General features: G+C 67.2%; 23 protein-coding genes and 1 pseudogene. 22 read left to right on the forward strand and 2 right to left on the reverse strand.

From position 1 onward, the window contains the following. Positions 1-51: 51 nt before the first annotated feature. From sufB to ACXDF8_RS03895, 14 genes and pseudogenes are all read left to right on the forward strand, one after another. Positions 52-1,497 (forward strand): Fe-S cluster assembly protein SufB, encoded by a 1,446-nt coding sequence (sufB, locus tag ACXDF8_RS03830; protein ID WP_457221915.1) that lies wholly within the window; start codon positions 52-54, stop codon positions 1,495-1,497. Then, a complete protein-coding gene (gene sufD / locus ACXDF8_RS03835; protein WP_457221916.1) occupies positions 1,497-2,714 on the forward strand; it encodes a Fe-S cluster assembly protein SufD in 1,218 nt (405 codons plus the stop codon). Before sufB ends, sufD begins: the two co-directional genes overlap by 1 nt. Next, complete coding sequence (gene sufC, locus ACXDF8_RS03840; protein WP_457221917.1) at positions 2,711-3,484, forward strand: Fe-S cluster assembly ATPase SufC; 774 nt, start codon at positions 2,711-2,713, stop codon at positions 3,482-3,484. The genes sufD and sufC overlap by 4 nt, the downstream gene beginning before the upstream one ends. Position 3,485: 1 nt before the next feature. After that, positions 3,486-4,739, forward strand: a complete 1,254-nt coding sequence (locus ACXDF8_RS03845; protein WP_457221918.1) for a cysteine desulfurase — start codon at positions 3,486-3,488, stop codon at positions 4,737-4,739. Continuing rightward, positions 4,736-5,200 carry a Fe-S cluster assembly sulfur transfer protein SufU gene (sufU, locus tag ACXDF8_RS03850; protein WP_457221919.1) on the forward strand — a complete coding sequence of 155 codons (465 nt, stop codon included), beginning with the start codon at positions 4,736-4,738 and terminating at the stop codon, positions 5,198-5,200. Before ACXDF8_RS03845 ends, sufU begins: the two co-directional genes overlap by 4 nt. Further along, a complete protein-coding gene (locus ACXDF8_RS03855; protein WP_457221920.1) occupies positions 5,197-5,550 on the forward strand; it encodes a metal-sulfur cluster assembly factor in 354 nt (117 codons plus the stop codon). Before sufU ends, ACXDF8_RS03855 begins: the two co-directional genes overlap by 4 nt. Positions 5,551-5,565: 15 nt before the next feature. Further along, the gene (locus ACXDF8_RS03860) at positions 5,566-6,207 is read left to right on the forward strand and encodes a hypothetical protein (protein ID WP_457221921.1); all 642 of its coding nucleotides are present in this window, start codon (positions 5,566-5,568) and stop codon (positions 6,205-6,207) included. Positions 6,208-6,214: 7 nt separating this feature from the next. Beyond that, a pseudogene (locus ACXDF8_RS03865) lies at positions 6,215-6,555 on the forward strand (RNA polymerase sigma factor); the annotation flags it as partial. 53 nt (positions 6,556-6,608) lie between these two features. Beyond that, positions 6,609-6,845 (forward strand): anti-sigma factor family protein, encoded by a 237-nt coding sequence (locus tag ACXDF8_RS03870; protein ID WP_457221922.1) that lies wholly within the window; start codon positions 6,609-6,611, stop codon positions 6,843-6,845. Positions 6,846-6,908: 63 nt separating this feature from the next. Beyond that, entirely contained in the window at positions 6,909-8,021 is a 1,113-nt protein-coding gene (locus ACXDF8_RS03875) for an oxidoreductase (RefSeq protein ID WP_457221923.1), read from the forward strand. A gap of 45 nt (positions 8,022-8,066) precedes the next feature. Beyond that, on the forward strand, positions 8,067-8,426 hold the full coding sequence (gene trxA / locus ACXDF8_RS03880; protein WP_457221924.1) for a thioredoxin: 360 nt from the start codon (positions 8,067-8,069) through the stop codon (positions 8,424-8,426). A 64-nt stretch (positions 8,427-8,490) separates the two neighbouring features. Further along, positions 8,491-9,312: an enoyl-CoA hydratase gene (locus ACXDF8_RS03885; protein ID WP_457221925.1), complete on the forward strand. Its 822-nt coding sequence runs from the start codon at positions 8,491-8,493 to the stop codon at positions 9,310-9,312. Positions 9,313-9,343: 31 nt separating this feature from the next. Next, positions 9,344-10,981 (forward strand): ABC-F family ATP-binding cassette domain-containing protein, encoded by a 1,638-nt coding sequence (locus ACXDF8_RS03890; protein ID WP_457221926.1) that lies wholly within the window; start codon positions 9,344-9,346, stop codon positions 10,979-10,981. 96 nt (positions 10,982-11,077) lie between these two features. Then, a complete protein-coding gene (locus ACXDF8_RS03895; RefSeq protein ID WP_457221927.1) occupies positions 11,078-11,266 on the forward strand; it encodes a helix-turn-helix domain-containing protein in 189 nt (62 codons plus the stop codon). Here ACXDF8_RS03895 and ACXDF8_RS03900 read toward each other — a convergent pair. Together ACXDF8_RS03900 and acnA are read right to left on the reverse strand one after the other, a co-directional pair. Continuing rightward, positions 11,263-11,859, reverse strand: a complete 597-nt coding sequence (locus ACXDF8_RS03900; RefSeq protein ID WP_457221928.1) for a TetR/AcrR family transcriptional regulator — start codon at positions 11,857-11,859, stop codon at positions 11,263-11,265. The genes ACXDF8_RS03895 and ACXDF8_RS03900 overlap by 4 nt on opposite strands. Positions 11,860-11,880: 21 nt before the next feature. Beyond that, on the reverse strand, positions 11,881-14,733 hold the full coding sequence (gene acnA / locus ACXDF8_RS03905) for an aconitate hydratase AcnA (RefSeq protein ID WP_457221929.1): 2,853 nt from the start codon (positions 14,731-14,733) through the stop codon (positions 11,881-11,883). A 166-nt stretch (positions 14,734-14,899) separates the two neighbouring features. Here acnA and ACXDF8_RS03910 point away from each other — a divergent pair, with 166 nt between their 5' ends. The 8 genes from ACXDF8_RS03910 to inhA all read left to right on the forward strand — a co-directional run bounded on the left by ACXDF8_RS03910 (position 14,900) and on the right by inhA (position 22,769). Further along, positions 14,900-15,463 carry an Rv1476 family membrane protein gene (locus ACXDF8_RS03910; RefSeq protein ID WP_457221930.1) on the forward strand — a complete coding sequence of 188 codons (564 nt, stop codon included), beginning with the start codon at positions 14,900-14,902 and terminating at the stop codon, positions 15,461-15,463. Between the two features lie 190 nt (positions 15,464-15,653). Beyond that, entirely contained in the window at positions 15,654-17,120 is a 1,467-nt protein-coding gene (ripA, locus tag ACXDF8_RS03915; protein ID WP_457221931.1) for an NlpC/P60 family peptidoglycan endopeptidase RipA, read from the forward strand. Positions 17,121-17,143: 23 nt separating this feature from the next. Further along, positions 17,144-17,833: an NlpC/P60 family peptidoglycan endopeptidase RipB gene (gene ripB / locus ACXDF8_RS03920; protein ID WP_457221932.1), complete on the forward strand. Its 690-nt coding sequence runs from the start codon at positions 17,144-17,146 to the stop codon at positions 17,831-17,833. 132 nt (positions 17,834-17,965) lie between these two features. Then, a complete protein-coding gene (gene moxR1, locus ACXDF8_RS03925; protein ID WP_457221933.1) occupies positions 17,966-19,093 on the forward strand; it encodes a chaperone MoxR1 in 1,128 nt (375 codons plus the stop codon). After that, positions 19,090-20,034, forward strand: a complete 945-nt coding sequence (locus ACXDF8_RS03930; protein WP_457221934.1) for a DUF58 domain-containing protein — start codon at positions 19,090-19,092, stop codon at positions 20,032-20,034. The genes moxR1 and ACXDF8_RS03930 overlap by 4 nt, the downstream gene beginning before the upstream one ends. 25 nt (positions 20,035-20,059) lie before the next feature. Then, positions 20,060-21,067, forward strand: a complete 1,008-nt coding sequence (locus ACXDF8_RS03935) for a VWA domain-containing protein (RefSeq protein WP_457221935.1) — start codon at positions 20,060-20,062, stop codon at positions 21,065-21,067. A 101-nt stretch (positions 21,068-21,168) separates the two neighbouring features. Continuing rightward, positions 21,169-21,909 (forward strand): 3-oxoacyl-ACP reductase FabG1, encoded by a 741-nt coding sequence (gene fabG1, locus ACXDF8_RS03940; RefSeq protein WP_457221936.1) that lies wholly within the window; start codon positions 21,169-21,171, stop codon positions 21,907-21,909. Between the two features lie 50 nt (positions 21,910-21,959). After that, positions 21,960-22,769, forward strand: coding sequence for an NADH-dependent enoyl-ACP reductase InhA (gene inhA, locus ACXDF8_RS03945; protein ID WP_457221937.1), 810 nt, complete (start codon positions 21,960-21,962; stop codon positions 22,767-22,769). Position 22,770 lies beyond the last annotated feature (1 nt).

Genomic DNA, 22,770 nt, shown 5'->3' on the forward strand with positions numbered 1-22,770 from the left:
TCGACGCTCAGCCCGCGCCGAAGCCGCCACTAACGCTTAAGGAGCGTCGCCATGACACTCACACCGGAAGCCAAGCCGGTCGAGCAGCCGCTGACCCAGGACGAGGCCATCGCCTCGCTGGGCCGCTACGGCTACGGCTGGGCGGACTCCGACGTCGCGGGCGCCAGCGCTCAGCGCGGTCTCTCGGAAGCGGTGGTTCGCGACATTTCGGCGAAGAAGAGCGAGCCCGAGTGGATGCTCGACATCCGCCTCAAAGCGCTGCGCACCTTCGATAAGAAGCCGATGCCGAACTGGGGCTCCAACCTCGAGGGCATCGACTTCGACAACATCAAGTACTTCGTGCGCTCCACCGAGAAGCAGGCAGCCACCTGGGACGACCTGCCCGACGAGATCCGCAACACCTACGACCGGCTCGGCATCCCCGAAGCCGAGAAGCAGCGTCTGGTGTCCGGCGTCGCGGCGCAGTACGAGTCCGAGGTCGTCTACCACCAGATCCGCGAAGATCTCGAGGCCCAGGGCGTCATCTTCTTGGACACCGATTCCGGTCTGCGCGAGCACCCCGAGCTTTTCAAGCAGTACTTCGGCACGGTGATCCCGGCCGGCGACAACAAGTTCTCCGCACTCAACACCGCGGTGTGGTCGGGCGGCTCGTTCATCTACGTGCCGCCGGGCGTGCACGTCGACATCCCGCTGCAGGCCTACTTCCGGATCAACACCGAGAACATGGGCCAGTTCGAACGGACGCTGATCATCGCCGACGAGGGTTCCTACATCCACTACGTCGAGGGTTGTACCGCACCGATCTACAAGAGCGACTCACTGCACTCGGCGGTGGTGGAGATCATCGTCAAGCCCGGTGCGCGGGTGCGCTACACGACTATCCAGAACTGGTCGAACAATGTCTACAACCTGGTGACCAAGCGAGCCCGCGCTGAGGCCGGCGCCACCATGGAATGGGTCGACGGCAACATCGGCTCCAAGGTCACCATGAAGTACCCCGCCGTGTGGATGACCGGTGAGCACGCCAAGGGTGAGGTGCTCTCGGTGGCGTTCGCCGGCGAGGGACAGCATCAGGACACCGGCGCCAAGATGCTGCACCTGGCGCCCAACACGAGCAGCAACATCGTGTCCAAGTCGGTGGCCCGCGGTGGCGGCCGGGCGTCCTACCGCGGCCTGGTCCAGATCAACAAGGGTGCGCACGGATCACGTTCCAGCGTGAAATGCGATGCACTGCTTGTCGATACCGTCAGCCGCAGCGACACCTACCCGTACGTCGACATCCGCGAGGACGACGTCACCATGGGTCACGAGGCCACCGTGTCCAAGGTCAGCGCCGACCAGCTGTTCTACCTGATGAGCCGGGGCATGACCGAAGACGAGGCCATGGCCATGGTGGTGCGCGGCTTCGTCGAGCCGATCGCCAAGGAGCTGCCGATGGAATACGCGCTCGAGCTCAACCGGCTGATCGAACTCCAGATGGAAGGCGCTGTCGGCTGATGAGCAACCTCAGCGAGGCGGTCGAGGATTCGCGCCTCACCGCCATCAACTCGGGCTCAACGTTGGCTGCCGCCAACAAAGGCGAGCAGTTCGCCTCCTTCGACGTCGACGCCTTCGAGATCCCGGGTGGTCGCGACGAACTCTGGCGATTCACCCCGCTCAAGCGGCTGCGCGGCCTGCATGACGGCTCGGCACCCGCCACCGGTGCCGCGCAGATCAGCGTCGCCGAGCAGTCCGGTGTGACGGTGGAAACCGTCAAGCGCGGCGACGAGCGGCTGGGTCAGGGCGGTGTTCCGTCCGACCGCGTTGCCGCACAGGCATTCTCGTCGTTCGAGGACGCGACGGTCATCACCGTCGCCCGCGGAACCCAGCTTGAGACTCCGATCGAGATCGTTGTCACCGGCCCCGGGCAGGGCTCGACCGCCTACGGTCACCTGCAGATCCGCGCCGGGGAACTCGCCGAAGCCGTCGTGGTCATCGACCAACGCGGCAGCGGAACCTACGCAGACAACGTCGAATTCGTCGTCGCCGATGCCGCCCGGCTCACTGTCGTGTGGATCGCCGACTGGGCCGACGACATGGTGCACGTCAGCGCCCAGCATGCACGTTTGGGCAAGGACGCGGTGCTGCGCCACGTCGCGGTCACCCTCGGCGGCGAGGTGGTCCGGATGTCGGCGACGGTGCGTTACGACGCCCCGGGCGGCGACGCCGAACTACTGGGCCTCTACTTCGCCGACGAGGGCCAGCACCTCGAGTCGCGACTGCTGGTCGACCATTCGCAGCCCAACTGCAAATCCAATGTGCTGTACAAGGGTGCGCTGCAAGGCGATCCCGAGGCCAAGGTGCCCGACGCCCACACCGTCTGGGTCGGCGACGTGCTGATCCGCGCCGCAGCGACCGGCACCGACACCTTCGAGGTGAACCGCAACCTGGTGCTCACCGACGGTGCGCGCGCCGACTCGGTGCCCAACCTGGAGATCGAGACCGGCGAGATCGCCGGTGCGGGCCACGCCAGTGCGACCGGACGCTTCGACGACGAGCAGCTGTTCTACCTACAGGCCCGCGGCATCCCCGAAGAGCAGGCCCGCCGGCTGGTGGTGCGCGGCTTCTTCGGCGAGATCATCGCCAAGATCGCCGTGCCCGGCATCCGCGAGCGCCTGACCGACGCCATCGAACACGAACTAGCCATCACCGAATCGAGAATCACACAGCCATGAGCACTCTGGAAATCAAAGACCTTCACGTCAGCGTCGCCAACGAAGACGGCACCGCCAAAGAGATCCTCAAGGGCGTCGACCTGACCGTGAACTCGGGCGAGACCCATGCGGTCATGGGCCCCAACGGTTCCGGCAAGTCCACCTTGTCGTACTCGATCGCCGGACATCCCAAGTACACCGTCACCTCCGGTTCGATCACCCTCGACGGCCAGGACGTGCTGGCGATGAGCGTCGACGAAAGAGCGCGAGCGGGCCTGTTCCTGGCCATGCAGTACCCGGTCGAGGTGCCCGGTGTGTCGATGTCGAACTTCCTGCGCACCGCGGCCACTGCGGTCCGCGGCGAGGCGCCCAAGCTGCGACACTGGGTCAAAGAGGTCAAGGCCGCGATGTCCGACCTGGAGATCGATCCGCAGTTCGCCGAACGCAGTGTCAACGAGGGCTTTTCGGGCGGGGAGAAGAAGCGCCACGAGATCCTGCAGCTCGGTCTGCTCAAGCCCAAGATCGCCATCCTCGACGAGACCGACTCAGGCCTGGACGTCGACGCCCTGCGGGTGGTGTCCGAGGGTGTCAACCGCTACGCCGAGGCCGAGCATGCCGGCGTCCTGCTGATCACCCACTACACCCGGATCCTGCGCTACATCCGCCCCGCATTCGTCCACGTCTTCGTCGACGGCCGCATCGTGGCCTCCGGCGGGCCGGAACTGGCCGACGAACTCGAGGAGAACGGCTACGTGCGGTTCACCCAGCAGGCCGCGTCCACCGGGGCCTGAGATGACCGCCTCGGTGGACTCAGACGTCGCGGATCTGGTCGGCATCCGCGCTGACTTCCCCATCCTCGACCGGGTGATGCGGGGCGGACACAAGCTGGCCTACCTCGACTCTGGAGCGACGTCGCAGAAGCCCCTGCAGGTGCTCGACGCCGAACGTGATTTCCTCACCCAGCATTACGGGGCCGTGCACCGCGGGGCCCACCAGCTGATGGAGGAGTCCACCGACGCCTACGAACAGGGCCGTGCCGACATCGCCGCCTTCGTCGGGGTGGACCCTGATGAGCTGGCATTCACCAAGAACGCCACCGAGGCGCTGAACCTGGTCTCCTACGTTCTCGGTGACGACCGCTTCGCGGGAGCCGTCGGCCCCGGCGACGTGATCGTCACCACCGAACTGGAGCACCACGCCAACCTGATTCCGTGGCAGGAGCTGGCCCGACGCACCGGAGCCACGCTGCGCTGGTACGGGCTCACCGACGACGGACATGTCGACCTGGACTCGCTGCAACTGGATGAGCGGGTGAAAGTTGTTGCTTTCACTCATCATTCGAATGTCACCGGAACCGCCCCGTCGGTAGTCGAGATGGTCGGGCGGGCCAAGGCGGTGGGCGCGCTGACTGTGCTGGACGCCTGCCAGTCGGTCCCTCACCAGCCGGTCGACTTCCATGCCCTGGGCGTGGACTTCGCTGCCTTCTCCGGGCACAAGATGTTGGGTCCCACGGGGATCGGAGCGCTCTACGGGCGCGCTGAGCTGCTGGAGAAGCTGCCGCCGTTCCTGACCGGTGGGTCGATGATCGAGACGGTGACGATGGAGAGCGCCACCTATATGGCGCCGCCGCAACGGTTCGAGGCCGGCACCCAGATGATCTCGCAGGTGGTCGGGTTAGCCGCCGCGGCACGCTATCTCGGCGCTATCGGGATGGCGGCGGTTGCCGGACACGAACACCGTCTGGTGGCGGCTGCGCTGGAGGGACTGGCGACGATCCCGGCCGTGCGGATCATCGGCCCGACCGATCCGGCGGTGCGCAGGTCCCCGGTGTCGTTCGTCGTCGACGGGGTGCACGCCCACGATGTCGGGCAGGTACTCGACGACGACGGGGTGGCCGTGCGTGTCGGGCATCATTGCGCCGCACCGCTGCACCGCCGGTTCGGGGTGGCTGCGAGCGTGCGGGCATCGTTCGCGGTCTACAACACCCTCGACGAGGTGGACCGGTTGATCGCCGGTGTGCGCAGAAGTGTGGAGTTCTTTTCGTGAAACTGGAACAGATGTACCAGGAAGTGATCCTGGACCACTACAAACACCCGCACCACCGCGGGTTGCGCGAACCGTTCGGCGCCGAAGTCCACCACGTCAACCCGACCTGTGGTGACGAGGTGACCCTGCGGGTGGCGCTGTCCGGCGACGGGGAACAGGTCGAGGACGTCTCCTACGACGGTCAGGGGTGCTCGATCAGCCAGGCCGCCACGTCGGTGCTCACCGAGCAGGTGATCGGCCAGACGGTGGGCGACGCCCTGAAGACCGTGGCGGCGTTCACGGAGATGGTCTCCTCGCGCGGGACAGTCGAGGGCGACGAGGATGTGATCGGCGACGGTATAGCGTTCGCCGGCGTGGCGAAGTATCCGGCCCGGGTGAAGTGCGCACTGCTGGGCTGGCTGGCGTTCAAAGACGCGCTGGCTCAGGCCTCGCACCGAAAGGACGTGGAGGACAAGAAATGAGCGAAGAAGCAAGCGCGACTGTCTCCGAGGAACTGCTCGCCGACATCGAAGAAGCCATGCGTGACGTCGTCGACCCCGAACTGGGGATCAACGTCGTCGATCTCGGGCTGGTGTACGGGCTCAACGTCGAGAAGGGCGACACCGGTACGGTGGCGCTCATCGACATGACGTTGACCTCGGCGGCCTGCCCGCTCACCGACGTGATCGAGGATCAAACCCTGACCGCGCTGGTCGGTGCCGGCCTGGTCAACGAGGCGAAGATCAACTGGGTGTGGAACCCGCCGTGGGGGCCGGACAAGATCACCGAGGACGGCCGCGAACAGCTGCGCGCCCTCGGTTTCACCGTCTAGCGGCGGCGCGACGCGGTGAGCGCACCGGAGACGATCATCGCCACCCGGCGCCAGTTGCACGCCATCGCCGAGAACCTCATCGCCGGCCCGCAATACCGGGCCGCGGCGACGGTGCGGCTGGCGGTGCGCCCGGACGGATTCACCGGAACCGCCGTGCCGATCTCGGTATCGGGTGTGCGACTGCTGTGGGGCGAGGAGAGCATCCCGCTCGCCGGTCCGGTCAGTGAACTTGTGCAGGCCACCGGGCTCGACATCGGGCCGCCTCCCGCCGAGGTGTACCCGAGTACGGCGCCGCTGGATCTCGACGCCGTCTTGCAGCTTGACCCCGGTGCCGCCGACGCCGTCTACCGCAGTCTCTATGCCGGCGGCTTTGCGATCAAAGCCGTTCTCGCCGAAGGGCATCCGGTGCTGTGGCCGGAACATTTCGACGTTTCCACCGCCGTGGGCGAGGTGAACTACGGCGTGTCGGCGGGCGACGACACGCATCCGCTGCCCTACGCCTATGTCGGCCCGTGGAACTTCGCGGCATCCCCACCCGCCGGCGCGTTGTGGAATGCACCCTTCGGTGCCCTGCACCCGCTGGACACCTCGGCCGACGCCGACGCACTGGCCGCAGACATCACCGAGTTCTTCGGCCGGGCCCGGGCAGCGCTGTAGGGCGTCGATGACGAATGCGGTGGACGAGACCGGCCTCGTTGCGGGCCTGCGGGCCCGTGACGAAGCAGTGTTCGCAAGGCTCGTCGACGAACACACGCCCGTGCTGTTGCGCGTCGCGCGGGTTTCGTCTCCAGCCGTGAGGTCGCCGAAGAAGTGGTCCAGGAGACGTGGATCGCCCTGCTGAAGGGCATCGACAACTTCCAAGGGCGATCCTCGCTGCGCGACTGGCTCTTCGCCGTCATGATCAACATCGCCAGATCCCGAGGTATCCGCGAAGGGCGCAACGGCGATGCCGAGATCGCGGCGTTCACCGGGGGCACCGTCGACGCGGCGCGTTTCCGCCCCGCCGGGGACCGCTGGGCCGGCCACTGGAAGAGCGAGGACTATCTGGCGGACCGCGCATGACACCACTGGACTGCGACGAACTCGTCGAGCTTGTCACCGACTATCTCGACGGCACCCTCGACCTGGCGACTAGCGCCCGCTTCGATCTTCATCTCGCCGACTGCGACGGCTGCGCCAACTATCTGCAGCAGTTCCGCAGCACGGTGCGCACCGTAGGCCGAGTCGGCGCTGACGATCTGGACCCCGATTTCCGCGACCGCCTGCTCGCCACCTTCCGAGACTTTCGTCGATGACCGTGACGGGCGCGACTGTCAGCGTCGGAATGATCCACCCGCGGCACAGCGTTGGAGTCGGTCATGACTGACCCGCGCGTACAGGGGCTGTTTGCTCCGTTGAGCATCGGATCGTTGACCTTGCACAATCGGTTCGCGATGGCACCGATGACCCGCGGCGCCTCACCCGGCGGCGTTCCCGGGCCCGACGTCGCCGCTTACTACGCCCGCCGGGCGGCGGGCGGCACCGCGCTCATCATCACCGAAGGCGTCCGCATCCCGCATCCGGCCGCCGGGTGGCCCGACGCTATACCCAACCTGGCCGGTGACGAAGTCCTGCGCGGCTGGCGTGCGGTCGCCGACGCCGTCCACGCCGAAGGCGGCGCGATCGCCGCCCAACTGTGGCATCAGGGCGTCGCCCGAGGTGTGCACGACGGCGACCGAACTGCCCAGCTGCCCGTGAGTCCGTCAGGAATCGACCTGTCCGGCAACACGCTCGGACGCGCTTTGACTGCTGAGGAGCTGCCGGCGCTGGCTCAGGCGTACGCCGAAGCCGCGGCCAACGCCCGCGCCGCCGGATTCGACGCGGTCGAGATCCACGGCGCCCACGGCTACCTGCTCGACGAATTCCTCTGGGCGCAGACCAACCGTCGCACCGACGGTTACGGCGGCTCGCTGACCGCCCGCACCCGGTTTCCCGCCGAGGTCGTGGCGGCGGTGCGCGCGGCGGTCGGTCCCGCCTTCCCGATCATCTACCGGTTCTCGCAGTGGAAGGTGAACCACTACGACGCCCGGATCGCCGAGACTCCCGCCGACCTGGATCGCCTGCTGGCGCCGCTGGTGAACGCCGGCGTCGACGTGCTCCACCCGTCAACCCGGCGGCACTACCTGCCGGGCTTCCCCGACGCGGACCCACAGCTCAGCCTGGCCGGCTGGACCAAGAAGCTGACCGGGCTGCCGGTCATCGCGGTCGGCTCGGTGGGGTTGCAGACCGAGTTCCGGCCCGGCGCCAGCGGGCCGATACCGCCGTCACCCGTCGACCGGGTGCTCGACGCATTCGACGCGGGCGAATTTGACATCGTCGCGATCGGTCGTGCCCTGCTCGCCGACCCGGCGTGGGTCAACCGATTGCACGACGGGACACTGGAGGAGTTCGGCGGTTTCGATGCCTCCACCGCGCTGTCCCGTTTGTACTGAAACCGGCAGGGAACAACTCGACAACGACCAGACGTTAGGACTGACGTGGCTACCCAAGACCTCACCGCACAGAACTTCAATGACACCGTCACCGGCAACGACATCGTGCTGGTCGACTTCTGGGCGTCGTGGTGCGGGCCGTGCCGCGCCTTCGCCCCCACGTTCTCGGCGTCCTCGGAGAACCACCCCGACATCGTCTACGGCAAGGTGGACACCGAGGCCGAGCAGCAGTTGGCCGCTGCGGCCGAGATCCGCTCGATCCCGACGCTGATGGCCTTCAAGAAGGGCAAGCTGATCTTCAACCAGGCCGGGGCGCTGCCGCCGGCTGCTCTCGAGGATCTGATCCGCCAGGTCAAGGAGTTCGACGTCGACGCCGCGGTAGCTGCGCAGCCCGAGGACGTCTGAGCGGTTCCCGCTGCTTGAGACGCGTCCTCGGGGTTGCCCCGGCAGTGCGGGTTACCGTGCAGGCGTGATACGTGATTCCGGGGTCGTCCTCGTCGACCAACCGCACCCCCACGTCGCTCTGGTCACCCTCAACCGGCCCGAGCGGATGAACTCGATGGCGTTCGACGTCATGCTGCCGCTCAAGGACGTCCTGAGTGAACTCACCTACGACAACTCCGTGCGTGTGGTCGTCCTCACCGGAGCGGGCCGGGGATTCTCCTCCGGCGCCGACCACAAATCGGCCGGGTCGGTGCCGCACGTCGCCGGACTGACCCGGCCCAGCTACGGGCTGCGTTCGATGGAACTGCTCGACGATGTGATCCTCGCCATGCGCAAGATGCACCAGCCGATCATCGCCGCCGTCAACGGGGCCGCGATCGGCGGCGGGTTGTGCCTGGCGCTGGCCGCCGACATCCGCGTCGCCGCCGCGGACGCCTACTTCCGGGCGGCCGGCATCAACAACGGACTCACCGCCAGTGAGCTGGGCCTGAGTTACCTGCTTCCGCGTGCGATCGGCTCGTCGCGGGCGTTCGAGATCATGTTGACCGGACGTGACGTCGACGCGCAGGAGGCCGAGCGGATCGGATTGGTGTCGCGGCAGGTGCCCCAGGACGAATTGCTGCCGGCCTGCTACGAGATCGCCGCGCGCATCGCCGGTTTCTCCCGGCCCGGAACTGAGTTGACCAAGCGGACGCTATGGAGTGGACTGGACGCCGGTAGCCTGGAAGGACACATGCAGGCCGAAGGCCTCGGGCAGCTCTACGTGCGCCTGCTCACCGCCAACTTCGAAGAGGCGGTCGCTGCGCGCGCCGAGAAACGGGCACCGGTCTTCACCGACGAGAAGTAGCCATCCTCCGGGAGGCGATGGGAGCGACAGCGTGATAACCGCAACGGACCTGGAGGTCCGCGCCGGGGCGCGCACGCTGCTGCTCGCGGAAGGCCCGGCGCTGCGGGTGCAACCCGGTGACCGCATCGGGCTGGTCGGCCGCAACGGTGCCGGCAAGACGACGACGATGCGCATCCTCGCCGGTGAAGGCGAGCCCTATGCAGGCACTCTGACGCGCACCGGGGAGATCGGCTACCTGCCGCAGGATCCCCGCGAGGGCGACCTCGACGTCCTGGCCCGCGACCGGGTGCTTTCCGCCCGCGGCCTGGACACCCTGCTGGCAGATCTGGAGAAGCAGCAGGCGCTGATGGCCGAGGTGGTCGACGAGGCGGCGCGCGACAAGGCGATCCGTCGTTACGGCCAGCTCGAGGAACGGTTCGCCGCACTGGGCGGGTATGCCGCGGAGAGCGAAGCCGGCCGCATCTGCGCCAGCCTGGGCCTGCCCGAACGCGTTCTCACCCAAGCACTTCGCACTCTCTCCGGCGGCCAGCGCCGGCGAGTGGAGCTGGCCCGCATCCTGTTCGCGGCCAGCGAGGGGGGAGCGGGAGGCGCCAATTCCGGTATGACGCTGCTGCTCGACGAACCCACCAACCACCTCGACGCCGACTCCATCGGGTGGCTTCGGACCTATCTGCAGAATCACACCGGTGGGCTGGTGGTGATCAGTCACGATGTCGATCTGCTCGCCGACGTGGTCAACCGGGTGTGGTTCCTCGACGCGGTCCGCGGCGAGGTCGACGTCTACAACATGGGCTGGCAGAAGTACCTCGACGCCCGCGCGACCGATGAACAGCGCCGCCGCCGTGAACGCGCCAACGCCGAGAAGAAGGCCGGCGCGTTGCGCGTGCAGGCCGCCAAGATGGGCGCCAAGGCCACCAAAGCGGTTGCCGCACAGAATATGTTGCGCCGTGCCGAGCGGATGATCGCGGAGTTGGACGCCGAGCGGGTGGCCGACAAGGTGGCCCGGATCAAATTCCCGACGCCGGCGCCGTGCGGTAAGACCCCGCTGGTGGTCAAGGGCCTGACCAAGAACTACGGCTCGCTGGAGGTGTTCACCGGCGTCGACCTGGCGATCGACCGCGGCTCACGGGTCGTGGTGCTGGGCCTCAACGGTGCGGGCAAGACCACGCTGCTGCGGCTGCTGGCCGGGGCCGAGACGCCGGACTCGGGCGGGCTGGAGCCGGGTCACGGTCTCAAGCTCGGGTACTTCGCGCAGGAGCACGACACGCTGGACAACAACGCAACGGTGTGGGAGAACATCCGTCACGCCGCACCCGACACCGGTGAGCAGGACCTGCGCGGCCTGCTCGGTGCGTTCATGTTCACCGGCCCGCAGCTCGAGCAGCCGGCGGGCACGCTGTCCGGTGGCGAGAAGACCCGCCTCGCCCTGGCCGGTCTGGTGGCCTCGACAGCCAACGTGCTGCTGCTCGACGAGCCGACCAACAACCTCGATCCCGCCTCGCGCGAGCAGGTGCTCGACGCGCTGCGCAGCTATCAGGGAGCGGTGGTGCTGGTGACGCACGACCCCGGGGCTGCCGAGGCCCTCGACCCGCAACGGGTCATCCTGCTGCCGGACGGCACCGAGGATTTCTGGTCCGACGAGTACCGGGACCTGATCGAACTCGCCTGACAACTGGCGCAGACCATTTCGGTCATTCCCGCCACGCGCTCGACCGGCACTCCTAGTCTGTGGGGCTACAGGGCCAATCGACCGGGGAGGGTGACGATGAGGAAGCCCAACGAAGCGCGTGACCAATTGGTGCACGATCTGCGCAGTGCCTACGAGGGTGGGGCGAGTATCCGGACGCTGGTCGCCTCGACCGGCCGCTCGTACGGTTCGATCCACGCGATGCTCCGCGAATCGGGCACGCCGATGCGCAGCCGCGGCGGACCGAACCACCGCGCCCGCCGCTAGTCGGCGACGGTGTCGCCGGCCTCCGGGTCGGGTTCGGCGCGCACCGAGTACTCGACCACGTCGAGCACCGCGGACAGCCTGGCCGGGTCCTCACCTGCGGCCAACCGGGCGACCAGCCCGTCGAGCACCAGATCCAGGTAGCACTGCAGCACGTCGCTGGGTACGTCCTCGCGCAGCCGGCCGGCCTGCTTCTGCTGGCGCAGACGATTGGTGGTCGCCGCAGCCAGCTCCGCTGAGCGTTCCACCCAGCCGTCGTGGAACACCGGGTCGTTGCGTAGCTTGCGCGCGATCTCCAATCGCGTTGCCAGCCAATCGAACTGGTCTGGTGCGGCCAGCAGATCCCGCATCACCTGGATCAGGCCCTCCCGCGAGGCCACCTCCGCCATCCGCGCGGCATCTTCCCGGGCCAGCTCGAAGAACAGCGTGTCCTTGTCGCGGAAGTGGTGGAAGATCGCACCCCGCGACAGGCCGATGGTCTGCTCCAGGCGGCGCACGGTCGCCTTGTCGTAGCCGTATTCGGCGAAACAGCGCCGTGCGCCGTCGAGGATCTGGCGGCGGCGGGCCGCCAGATGGTCCTCGCTGACCCGGGGCATGACCTGTGTGACCGAGCCCGGCTAGCCGGCCCGCAACATATTGCGCAGCACGTACTGCAGGATGCCGCCGTTGCGGTAGTAGTCGGCCTCACCGGGGGTGTCGATGCGGACCACGGCGTCGAACTCGATCGCACTTCCATCGGCCTTGGTGGCCTTGACGTGTACCGTCTTCGGCGTCTTGCCCGAGTTGAGGGCCTCGATGCCGGTGATGTCGTAGACCTCGGTGCCGTCCAGCTTGAGCGACGCCGCCGACTCCCCGGCGGGGAACTGCAGCGGGATCACGCCCATGCCGATCAGGTTGGAGCGGTGGATGCGCTCGAAGGACTCGGTGATCACCGCGCGCACACCCAGCAGGCTGGTGCCCTTGGCCGCCCAGTCCCGCGACGATCCGGAGCCGTACTCCTTGCCGCCGAGGACCACCAGCGGGATTCCCGCCTTCTGGTAGTTCTGCGAGGCGTCGTAGATGAACGCCTGCGGTGCGTCGGGCTGGGTGAAGTCGCGGGTGTAGCCGCCCGAGACGTCGTCGAGCAGTTGGTTCTTCAACCGGATGTTGGCGAACGTGCCACGGATCATCACCTCGTGGTTGCCGCGCCGTGAGCCCAGCGAGTTGAAGTCCTCGGGCTTGACCCCGTTGGCTTCCAGGTACTGGGCGGCCGGGGTGCCCTTCTTGATGCTGCCGGCAGGGGAGATGTGGTCGGTGGTAACCGAATCGCCAAGCAGGGCAAGAACTCTCGCGCCGGTGATGTCCTTGACCGGTTGCGGTTCGGCTGGCATCCCGTCGAAGTACGGCGCCTTGCGCACGTAGGTCGAGGCGTCATCCCACTCGAAGGTGTTGCCCGACGGTGTGGGCAGGTTCCGCCAGCGCTCGTCGCCCTTGAAGACGTCGGCGTAGCTGCTGGTGAACATTTGGCGGTTGATCGAGGACGCGATGGTGTCCTCGATCTCCTTCTGCGTGGGCCAAATGTCCTTGAGGAACACGTCGTTGCCGTCGGTGTCCTTACCGAGCGGGTCGGACTCGAAGTCGAAGTCCATGGTGCCCGCGATGCCGTAGGCGATGACCAGCGGCGGGGACGCCAGGTAGTTCATCTTGACGTCGGGGGAGATGCGGCCCTCGAAGTTGCGGTTGCCCGAGAGTACCGCGGTCACCGAGAGGTCGTTGTCGTTGATGGCCTTCGAGATCTCCTCGGGCAGCGGACCGGTGTTGCCAATGCAGGTCGTACAGCCGTAGCCGCCCAGGTAGTAGCCGAGCTTCTCCAGGTACGGCCACAGGCCGGCCTTGGTGTAGTAGTCGGTGACCACCTGCGAGCCGGGTGCCATGTTGGTCTTCACCCACGGCTTGGAGGTCAGCCCCTTCTCGACGGCCTTCTTGGCCAGCAGTGCCGCCCCAAGCATCACCGACGGGTTGGAGGTGTTGGTGCACGAGGTGATCCCGGCGACCACGACCGCGCCGTGGTCGAGCACGAACTCACCGTGCTCGGCCGTCTTCACCAAGACCGGCTTGGACGGCCGGCCCGAGGACCCGTTGGCGGCCGAGGGCCGCGCGTCGACCGCGCCGTCGTCGGCGAAGGACAGCGACACCGGATCGCTGGCCGGGAACGACTCCTCGACCGCCTCGTCCAGCTTGGTCTCCGGCGCCGGGTGGTTCTCCTCGACGTAGTTGTGGATGTCCTTGCGGAATGCGGTCTTGGCGTCGGTGAGCTCGATGCGGTCCTGTGGACGCTTGGGTCCGGCGATCGACGGCACCACGGTGGACAGGTCCAGCTCCAGGTACTCGGAGAAGACCGGCTCCTTGTCGGGGTCGTGCCACATGCCCTGTTCCTTGGCGTAGGCCTCGACCAGGGCCAGCTGCTCATCGGTGCGCCCGGTCAACCGCAGGTAGTTGATGGTCTCGGAGTCGATCGGGAAAATCGCTGCGGTCGAACCGAATTCGGGGCTCATGTTGCCCAGCGTGGCGCGGTTGGCCAGCGGCACCTCCGCGACGCCCTTGCCGTAGAACTCGACGAACTTGCCGACAACACCGTGCTTGCGCAGCATGTCGGTGACGGTGAGCACGACGTCGGTGGCGGTCACGCCCGGCTTGATCTCGCCGGTCAGCTTGAAGCCGACGACGCGGGGGATGAGCATCGACACCGGCTGGCCCAGCATGGCGGCCTCGGCCTCGATGCCACCGACACCCCAGCCCAGCACGCCCAGGCCGTTCTCCATCGTGGTGTGGCTGTCGGTGCCCACGCAGGTGTCAGGGTAGGCCATGTTTTGTCCGGACGCGTTTGCGCGCACCATCACGACGCGGGCCAGGTATTCGATGTTGACCTGGTGCACGATGCCGGTGCCCGGGGGGACGACCTTGAAGTCGTCGAACGCGCCCTGGCCCCAGCGCAGGAACTGGTAGCGCTCGCCGTTGCGCTGATATTCGAGTTCGACATTGCGCTCGAAGGATTCGGGGCCGCCGAAGAAGTCGAGGATGACGGAGTGGTCGATGACCATCTCGGCGGGGGAGAGCGGGTTGACCTTGTTCGGGTCGCCGCCGAGTTGGGTGACGGCCTCCCGCATGGTGGCCAGGTCGACGATGCACGGCACACCGGTGAAGTCCTGCATCAGCACGCGGGCGGGGGTGAACTGGATCTCGATGCTCGGGTCGGCCGAGGGATCCCAGTTGGCGATGGCCTCGATGTGATCTTTGGTGATGTTGGCCCCGTCCTCGGTGCGCAGCAGGTTCTCGGCCAGCACCTTGAGGCTGTAGGGAAGTTTCTCGGTGCCGGGAACCGCGTCGAGGCGGTAGATCTCGTAGCTCTTGTCGCCCACCTCGAGGGTGGCGCGCGCGTCAAACGAATTCAGTGAATCATTGCTGCTCACATCAACTCCCGGCGTTGTCATCGATGTCGACGGGCTGTGTCGGCATCGCCTTCGATACTAACAGTACGGTTGTCCTGCAAAGAGGGCGGATCCGCAGCCCGTGCGGCCGGCGGTCCCGCGTTCAGTCTTGTCCTCCTCGGCGCGTGGTGCCACCCTCGGCTCCCCGGGCGGAGTACGGTCTTGGGTCGTGACGATTCCGCACGCGCCGGCCTTCATCCCGGTGGAGGTGTGCAGCACCATCGGGCTCGACCCGTCAACGCCGGTTGACCAGTGCCTGGCCGCGGTCAAGGCCGACGTCGCCAAGGACGGTATCGCTGCACCGCCCGCCGACGTCGCCGGCCTGCAGAAGGTGGTGGCCGACGCTAAGGAGCACGGCATCGACCTCAAGGTCGTGGTCATGGAGAAGAGTCCAGTCATCGACACCCCGCTGCGCGATGTGGCGACCGAGATCGGCCAAGCTGATCCCGGTGCCACCGTTCTGGTGCTCAGCCCCGGTTGGGCCGGTACGTACAGCACGGCCTACGACCGCGTCATCCTCGAGGCGGGCCAAGATGTGGCCAAGACGGCCCCGGATCCGGTGGTCGGCACGCAGGCATTCGTCGACCAGTTGCATACGCCGGATTTTCCCTGGATGGGATTTACCGTCGCGCTTGTGATCGGGGTGGCTGCGGGGGCTGTTTTGACCCGAGTTCTGCAGCTTCGGGCCCGTCGGGCGGCAAATAGCGAAACCGCTCCTGGGCTGGACAAATAGCCCTGTTTGGCAGATCAATAAGATCACTATTCGGCAACAACCCGTAAATGACAAACATGTAATTCTTGCCGGAAGTTTCCTCTGCGACAAATGTGACGTACGGTGCAACTGTCGCCATTGTTATTGATGTGACTCATGTGACATCTGTTGCTGGCGTGACTGCACGTGGAGCAGAGGAGACCAGAGTCGAATGAGACGTCCCGATCGCGGCTCTCTTTTCCGGCCGGCCGTCCGCATCGCCAAGCCGATGTGCCCGGTGGTACTCAGCGTTGCCATGACGCTCACCATGCCCGGTACGGCCCAGGCCGAACCGCAGCCTGCCCCCAACACGCTGGCCGCTCTGATCGCCGACGTCGCCGACGCCAACCAGCGCCTGCAGGACATCGGCGCCAAGGTGCAGGCCGAGCAGGAGAGCGTCAACAAAGCATTGGTCGATGTTCAAACCGCCCGTGATGCCGCTGTCGAGGCGAGCGCACAGGTCGATGCCAGCACCCGGGCCGTCGAGGACGCCAACGCCGCGATCGCCGATGCGCAGAAGCGGTTCGACACCTTCGCCGCGGCGACCTACATCAACGGGCCGTCGGCATCGTTGGTGCTGGCGAGCACTCCAGAGGAAATCATCTCCACCGCGACCGCCGGGCAGACCTTGGCCGTCAGCTCCCAGCAAGTGATGGCCGACCTGCAGCGCGCGCGCACCGAGCAGGTCAACAAGGAATCCGCCGCGCGGCTGGCCAAGCAGAAGGCCGATCAGGCCGTCATCGACGCCGAGGCCAGTCAGCAGTCTGCGGTGACGGCGCTGACCGACGCCAAGAAGACCTTCACCGACCAGCAGGCCGAGATCGATCGGCTGGCTGCCGAACGCAAGACCGCGCAGGCCAAGCTCGACGCCGCCCGTCAGTGGTCGGCGCCCGCGGGCTCACCGGCTGCGGTTCCGGAGTCGGCCGCTCCTGGCGCCGCAACACCGGGTGCCGCGACACCGGGCGATCGCTGGGATCCGGCCACCCCGGGCGCCGCCTCGCCGGCCGCCGCCAAGGTGCCCTACGGCTCCGCTTCCGAATGGGATCTGACCCTGCCGGCGGTGCCCAGCGCATTCGTCTCGGGCGACCCGATCCAGATCATCAACGCCGTCCTGCAGATCTCGTCGTCGTCGCTGAACGCGACCAAGCAGATGGGCAAGACCTTCCTGCAGAAGCTGGGCATCCTCAAGCCCGACGACACCGGGATCACCAACGGAGCGATTCCCTATGTCTACGGCGCGCAGGCCTCCGAGTACGTCATCAAACGTGCCATGTCACAGATGGGCGTTCCCTACTCGTGGGGCGGCGGCACCGCGTCGGGTCCCAGCAACGGCATCGACAGCGGCGCCGGCACCGTCGGGTTCGACTGTTCCGGGCTGATCCTCTACGCGTTCGCCGGCGTCGGCATCAAGCTGCCGCACTACTCGGGCTCGCAGTACAACATGGGCCGCAAGATTCCCTCTGCCCAGATGCGCCGCGGCGACGTCATCTTCTATGGCCCCGGCGGCAGTCAGCACGTGACCCTCTACCTGGGTCAGGGCCAGATGCTCGAGGCGCCCTACACCGGCTCCTCGGTCAAGATCTCACCGGTGCGGACCAGCGGCATGACACCGTACGTCATCCGCTACATCGAATACTGACGAATACTGACGGAGTTATTGTCATGTCTCGCAAAGTTTCTCGGCGTTTGACAGTCGGGACGATCCTGACCGCTCTGGTGCTGGCGCTCGGGTTCGCGAGCCCGGCCAGCGCCGACCCCGGCGCGTGGGATCCGACGCTGCCCAAGCTGCTGAGTGCGGGCGCGCCCGGCGACCCGGTCGCGGTGGCGAACGCCTCGTTGCAGGTCACCCAGCAGGCCGCGCAGGCCACGATGGATCTGGGTCGCAAGTTCCTGGCCGGCCTCGGCATCGGGGGCGGTCCGTCCGCGCTACCCGGCGGGCGGGTCAGCGGACCTCAGGCCATCGAGTACGTCATCGCTCGCGGCGCCTCGCAGCGCGGGGTGCCCTACTCGTGGGGCGGCGGCGCGATCAACGGTCCCAGCGCCGGCGTCGACCAGGACGCGGGCAAGATCGGCTACGACTGCTCGGGCTTCGTCCGGTATGCGTTCGCCGGTGTCGGCGTCCAGTTGCCGAAGTACTCCGGCGACCAGTACAACGCCGGCCGGCACGTGGCACCGTCGCAGGCCAAGCGCGGCGATCTGATCTTCTACGGGCCTGGCGGTGCTCAGCACGTCACCATCTATCTGGGCAACGGGCAGATGCTCGAGGCCTCCTCGGCGGCCGGTCAGGTCACGGTCAGCCCGGTCCGTACCGCGGGCATGACGCCCTATCTGACCCGCATCATCGAGACCTGAGCCGGGCGGCGCTTCGACGCGCCAGCGAACGGGGCACGTCGACGGATCCCAGAAGGCCTGGAATAGTTGTGGCAAGGTGCGGCGTGCCTGCGGGCGCGTGCCCGATGAAACCAACAGCTGTGGAGGAAGTCGATGACGTCACCAGGTGGGTCGGCCCCGGGTTCTACGGGCCCCGGGAGCTTTGCCGCGCCGAGCGGAGCCCCGGCCCAGCAGCCGCCCGGCGGTAATGGCCTGGCCGGCGATGTGCACACCCTGGAAAGGGCGATCTTCGAAGTCAAGCGCATCATCGTGGGCCAGGATCAGCTCGTCGAGCGCATCCTGGTCGGCTTGCTGGCCAAGGGCCACGTGCTGCTCGAAGGTGTCCCCGGTGTGGCCAAGACGCTGGCGGTGGAAACCTTCGCCAAGGTGGTCGGCGGCACGTTCGCCCGCATCCAGTTCACCCCGGACCTAGTGCCCACCGACATCATCGGTACCCGCATCTACCGGCAGGGTCGCGAAGAATTCGACACCGAGTTCGGGCCGGTCATGTGCAACTTCCTGCTCGCCGACGAGATCAACCGTGCGCCGGCAAAGGTCCAGTCCGCGCTGCTGGAGGTGATGGCCGAACGCAAGATCTCCATCGGCGGCAAGGACTATCCGCTGCCCAAGCCGTTCCTGGTGATGGCCACCCAGAACCCGATCGAGAACGAGGGCGTCTACCCGCTGCCGGAAGCCCAGCGCGACCGCTTCCTGTTCAAGATCAACGTCGACTACCCCTCTCCGGAGGAGGAGCGCGAGATCATCTACCGGATGGGTGTCACCCCGCCGGAGCCCAAGCAGATCCTCAACACCGGTGATCTGCAGCGCCTGCAGGGCGTCGCGGCCAACAACTTCGTCCACCACGCGCTGGTCGACTACGTGGTCCGCGTCATCACCGCGACCCGGCGGCCCGAGCAGTTCGGTATGCCCGACGTGAAGTCGTGGGTGGCCTTCGGTGCCTCGCCGCGTGCCTCGCTCGGCGTCATCGCCGCCGCCCGTGCGCTGGCGCTGGTCCGCGGCCGCGACTACGTCATCCCGCAGGATGTCGTCGACGTCATCCCGGACGTGCTGCGGCACCGCCTAGTGTTGACCTACGACGCGCTGGCCGATGACGTCAAGGCCGAGACGGTGATCAACCGCATTCTGCAGACCGTCGCCCTTCCCCAGGTGAACGCCGTTCCGCAGCAAGGGCATTCGGTGCCCCCGGTGGTTCCCGCCGCGGCAGGCGCCAACGGTCGGTGAGCGACTCCGATACCGTCCACCCGCCGTCGTTCCAGCGCGGTGAGATCGGTGACGCCAAGCTGTCGGCCGCTCTGCGGACCCTCGAGCTGACGGTCAAACGCAAGCTCGACGGGGTGTTGCAGGGCAACCACCTTGGCCTGATCCCTGGCCCCGGTTCCGAACCGGGGGAGTCACGGCTCTACCAGCCGGGCGATGACGTCCGCCGGATGGACTGGTCGGTGACGGCCCGCACCACGCACCCGCACGTGCGGCAGATGATCGCCGACCGTGAGCTGGAGACGTGGCTGGTCGTCGACATGTCGGCGAGCCTGGACTTCGGCACCACCGGCTGCGAGAAGCGGGACCTCGCTGTCGCTGCTGCCGCGGCGATCACCTACCTCAACAGCGGCGGCGGCAACCGGATCGGTGCGCTGATCGCCAACGGTGACTCGGTGGTGCGGATGCCGGCCCGCGGGGGCCGCCAACACGAACAGGCGCTGCTGCGTGCCATCGCCACCGCCCCCAGGGCGCCGCTGGGCGTTCGCGGGGACCTGGCCGCGGCCATCGACGGACTGCGCAGGCCGGAGCGGCGTCGCGGCATGGCGGTGGTGATCAGCGACTTCCTCGGCCCGATCAACTGGATGCGGCCCCTGCGAGCCATCGCCGCCCGGCACGAAGTGCTGGGCATCGAGGTCCTCGACCCCCGCGATGTCGAGCTGCCCGACGTCGGCGACGTGATCCTGCAGGACACCGAATCCGGGGTCACCCGCGAGTTCACCATCGACGAACAACTGCGCGACGACTTCGCCCGGGCCGCCACCGCCCACCGCGCGGAGGTCGCCCGGACGCTGCGCCGGTGCGGTGCCCCGTTGATGACGCTGCGCACCGACCGCGACTGGATCGCCGACATCGTGCGCTTTGTCGCCTCCCGTCGCCGCGGCGCCCTCGCCGGCAGCCAGTGAGCGAAAGAGAAATGACAGGTTCGCTATGACTTTGCCGTTGCTCGGGCCGATGACGCTGACCGGCTTCGAACATCCGTGGTTCTTCGTGTTTCTGCTCGTCGTGGCCGGACTGGTCGGCCTCTACGTCATCGTCCAGTTCGCCCGCCAGAAGCGCGTCCTGCGGTTCGCCAACATGGAACTGCTGGAAAGCGTTGCGCCCAAACGCCCCAGCCGGTGGCGGCACCTACCGGCCATCCTGCTGGTTGCGTCGCTGATATTGCTGACCGTGGCGATGGCCGGGCCGACCCATGACGTGCGCATTCCGCGCAACCGCGCGGTGGTGATGCTGACGATCGACGTCTCGCAGTCCATGCGGGCCACCGACGTCGAGCCCAGCCGGTTGGCCGCCGCGCAGGAGGCTGCCAAGCAGTTTGCCGACCAGCTGACGCCCGGCATCAACCTGGGTCTGATCGCCTACGCCGGAACCGCGACCGTGCTGGTGTCGCCGACCACCAACCGCGAGGCCACCAAGAACGCGATCGACAAGCTGCAGCTGGCCGACCGCACGGCCACCGGTGAGGCGATCTTCACCTCGCTGCAGGCCATCGCCACTGTCGGTGCCGTCATCGGCGGTGGCGACACCCCGCCGCCGGCCCGCATCGTGCTGATGTCCGATGGCAAGGAGACCGTGCCGTCCAACCCGGACAACCCCAAGGGCGCCTTCACCGCCGCGCGCACCGCCAAAGACCAGGGCGTGCCGATCTCGACGGTGTCCTTCGGCACCCCCTACGGCTACGTCGAGATCAACGACCAGCGCCAGCCGGTCCCGGTGGACGACGACATGCTCAAGAAGATCGCCGAGCTCTCCGGTGGCAACGCCTACACCGCGTCGAGCCTGCAGCAGCTCAAAGAGGTGTTCACCTCGCTGCAGGACCAGATCGGCTACGAGACCGTCAAGGGCGACGCCAGCACCGGCTGGCTGCGGCTCGGGTCGCTTGTCCTGGCGCTGGCCGCGCTGGCGGCATTGCTGATCAACCGCCGCCTGCCCGGCTGATTCGCCAGTGATTTCGGCGCGCTTTCGGTCGCCCGGCGACGGTCAGCGCGCCGCAATCGCCAATTTTAAGGAAAGCGAGTCGAGGCATTAAGTTGACGGACATGAGCGATTCGGAATCCGCCGCCCGCCCGCCGTTCGTCTCCCGCTCGGTGCTGGTCACCGGCGGAAACCGGGGCATCGGTCTGGCGATCGCACAGCGCCTGGCCGCCGACGGCCACAAGGTGGCGGTCACCCACCGCGGATCCGGGGCGCCCGAGGGCCTGTTCGGCGTGGTGTGCGACGTCACCGACAACGACGCCGTCGACCGCGCGTTCAAGGAGGTCGAGGAGCACCAGGGTCCGGTCGAGGTGCTGGTCTCCAATGCCGGTATCTCCAAGGACGCCTTCCTGATGCGGATGACCGAGGAGCGGTTTACCGAGGTCATCGACGCAAACCTCACCGGGGCGTTCCGGGTCGCCCAGCGAGCCTCGCGCAGCATGCAGCGCAAGCGCTTCGGCCGCATCATCTTCATCGGCTCGGTCTCGGGCATGTGGGGGATCGGCAACCAGGCCAACTACGCCGCGGCCAAGGCCGGGCTGATCGGCATGGCCCGGTCGATCTCGCGGGAACTCGCCAAGGCAGGTGTCACCGCCAACGTCGTCGCCCCCGGTTACATCGATACCGAGATGACCCGTGCCCTCGACGAGCGCATCCAGGCCGGCGCCTTGGACTTCATCCCCGCCAAGCGGGTCGGCACCGCCGAGGAGGTCGCTGGTGCGGTCAGTTTCCTGGCGTCGGAGGACGCGAGCTACATCGCCGGTGCAGTGATCCCTGTCGACGGTGGCATGGGCATGGGTCACTGACCGACAACCTCTGGTCTTACGAAACTTCCCCTGAACAAGGAGTCAGCACAATGGCAGGTCTGCTCGACGGCAAGCGCATCCTGGTCACCGGGATCATCACCGACTCATCCATCGCGTTCCACATTGCGCGGGTGGCCCAGGAGCAGGGCGCGCAGGTCATCTGCACCGGCTTCGACCGGCTGCGCCTGATCCAGCGCATCATCGACCGGCTGCCCAGCCCGGCGCCCCTGCTGGAGCTCGACGTGCAGAACGAGAAGCACCTGGACAGCCTGGCCGAGCGCGTCACCGAGGTGATCGGCGAGGGCAACAAGCTCGACGGCGTGGTGCACTCCATCGGCTTCATGCCGCAGACGGGCATGGGCGTCAACCCGTTCTTCGACGCGCCCTACGACGATGTCGCCAAGGGCATCCACATCTCGGCTTACTCCTACGCCTCGCTGGCCAAGGCCACCCTGCCGATCATCAACCGCGGTGGCGGCATCGTCGGCATGGACTTCGACCCCACCCGCGCCATGCCGGCCTACAACTGGATGACGGTGGCCAAGAGCGCGCTGGAGTCGGTGAACCGCTTCGTGGCCCGCGAGGCCGGGCAGTACGGTGTGCGTTCGAATCTTGTTGCGGCCGGACCGATTCGGACGCTCGCGATGAGCGCCATCGTGGGCGGTGCGCTCGGTGACGAGGCTGGTGCCCAGATGCAGCTACTCGAAGAGGGCTGGGATCAGCGTGCGCCGCTGGGCTGGGACATGAAAGATCCCACCCCCGTCGCCAAGACCGTCTGCGCCCTGCTCTCGGAATGGCTGCCGGCCACCACCGGCACGGTCGTCTACGCCGACGGCGGCGCCAGCACCCAGTTGCTGTAGC

This window comes from Mycolicibacterium sp. CBM1 (genome assembly GCF_054073305.1).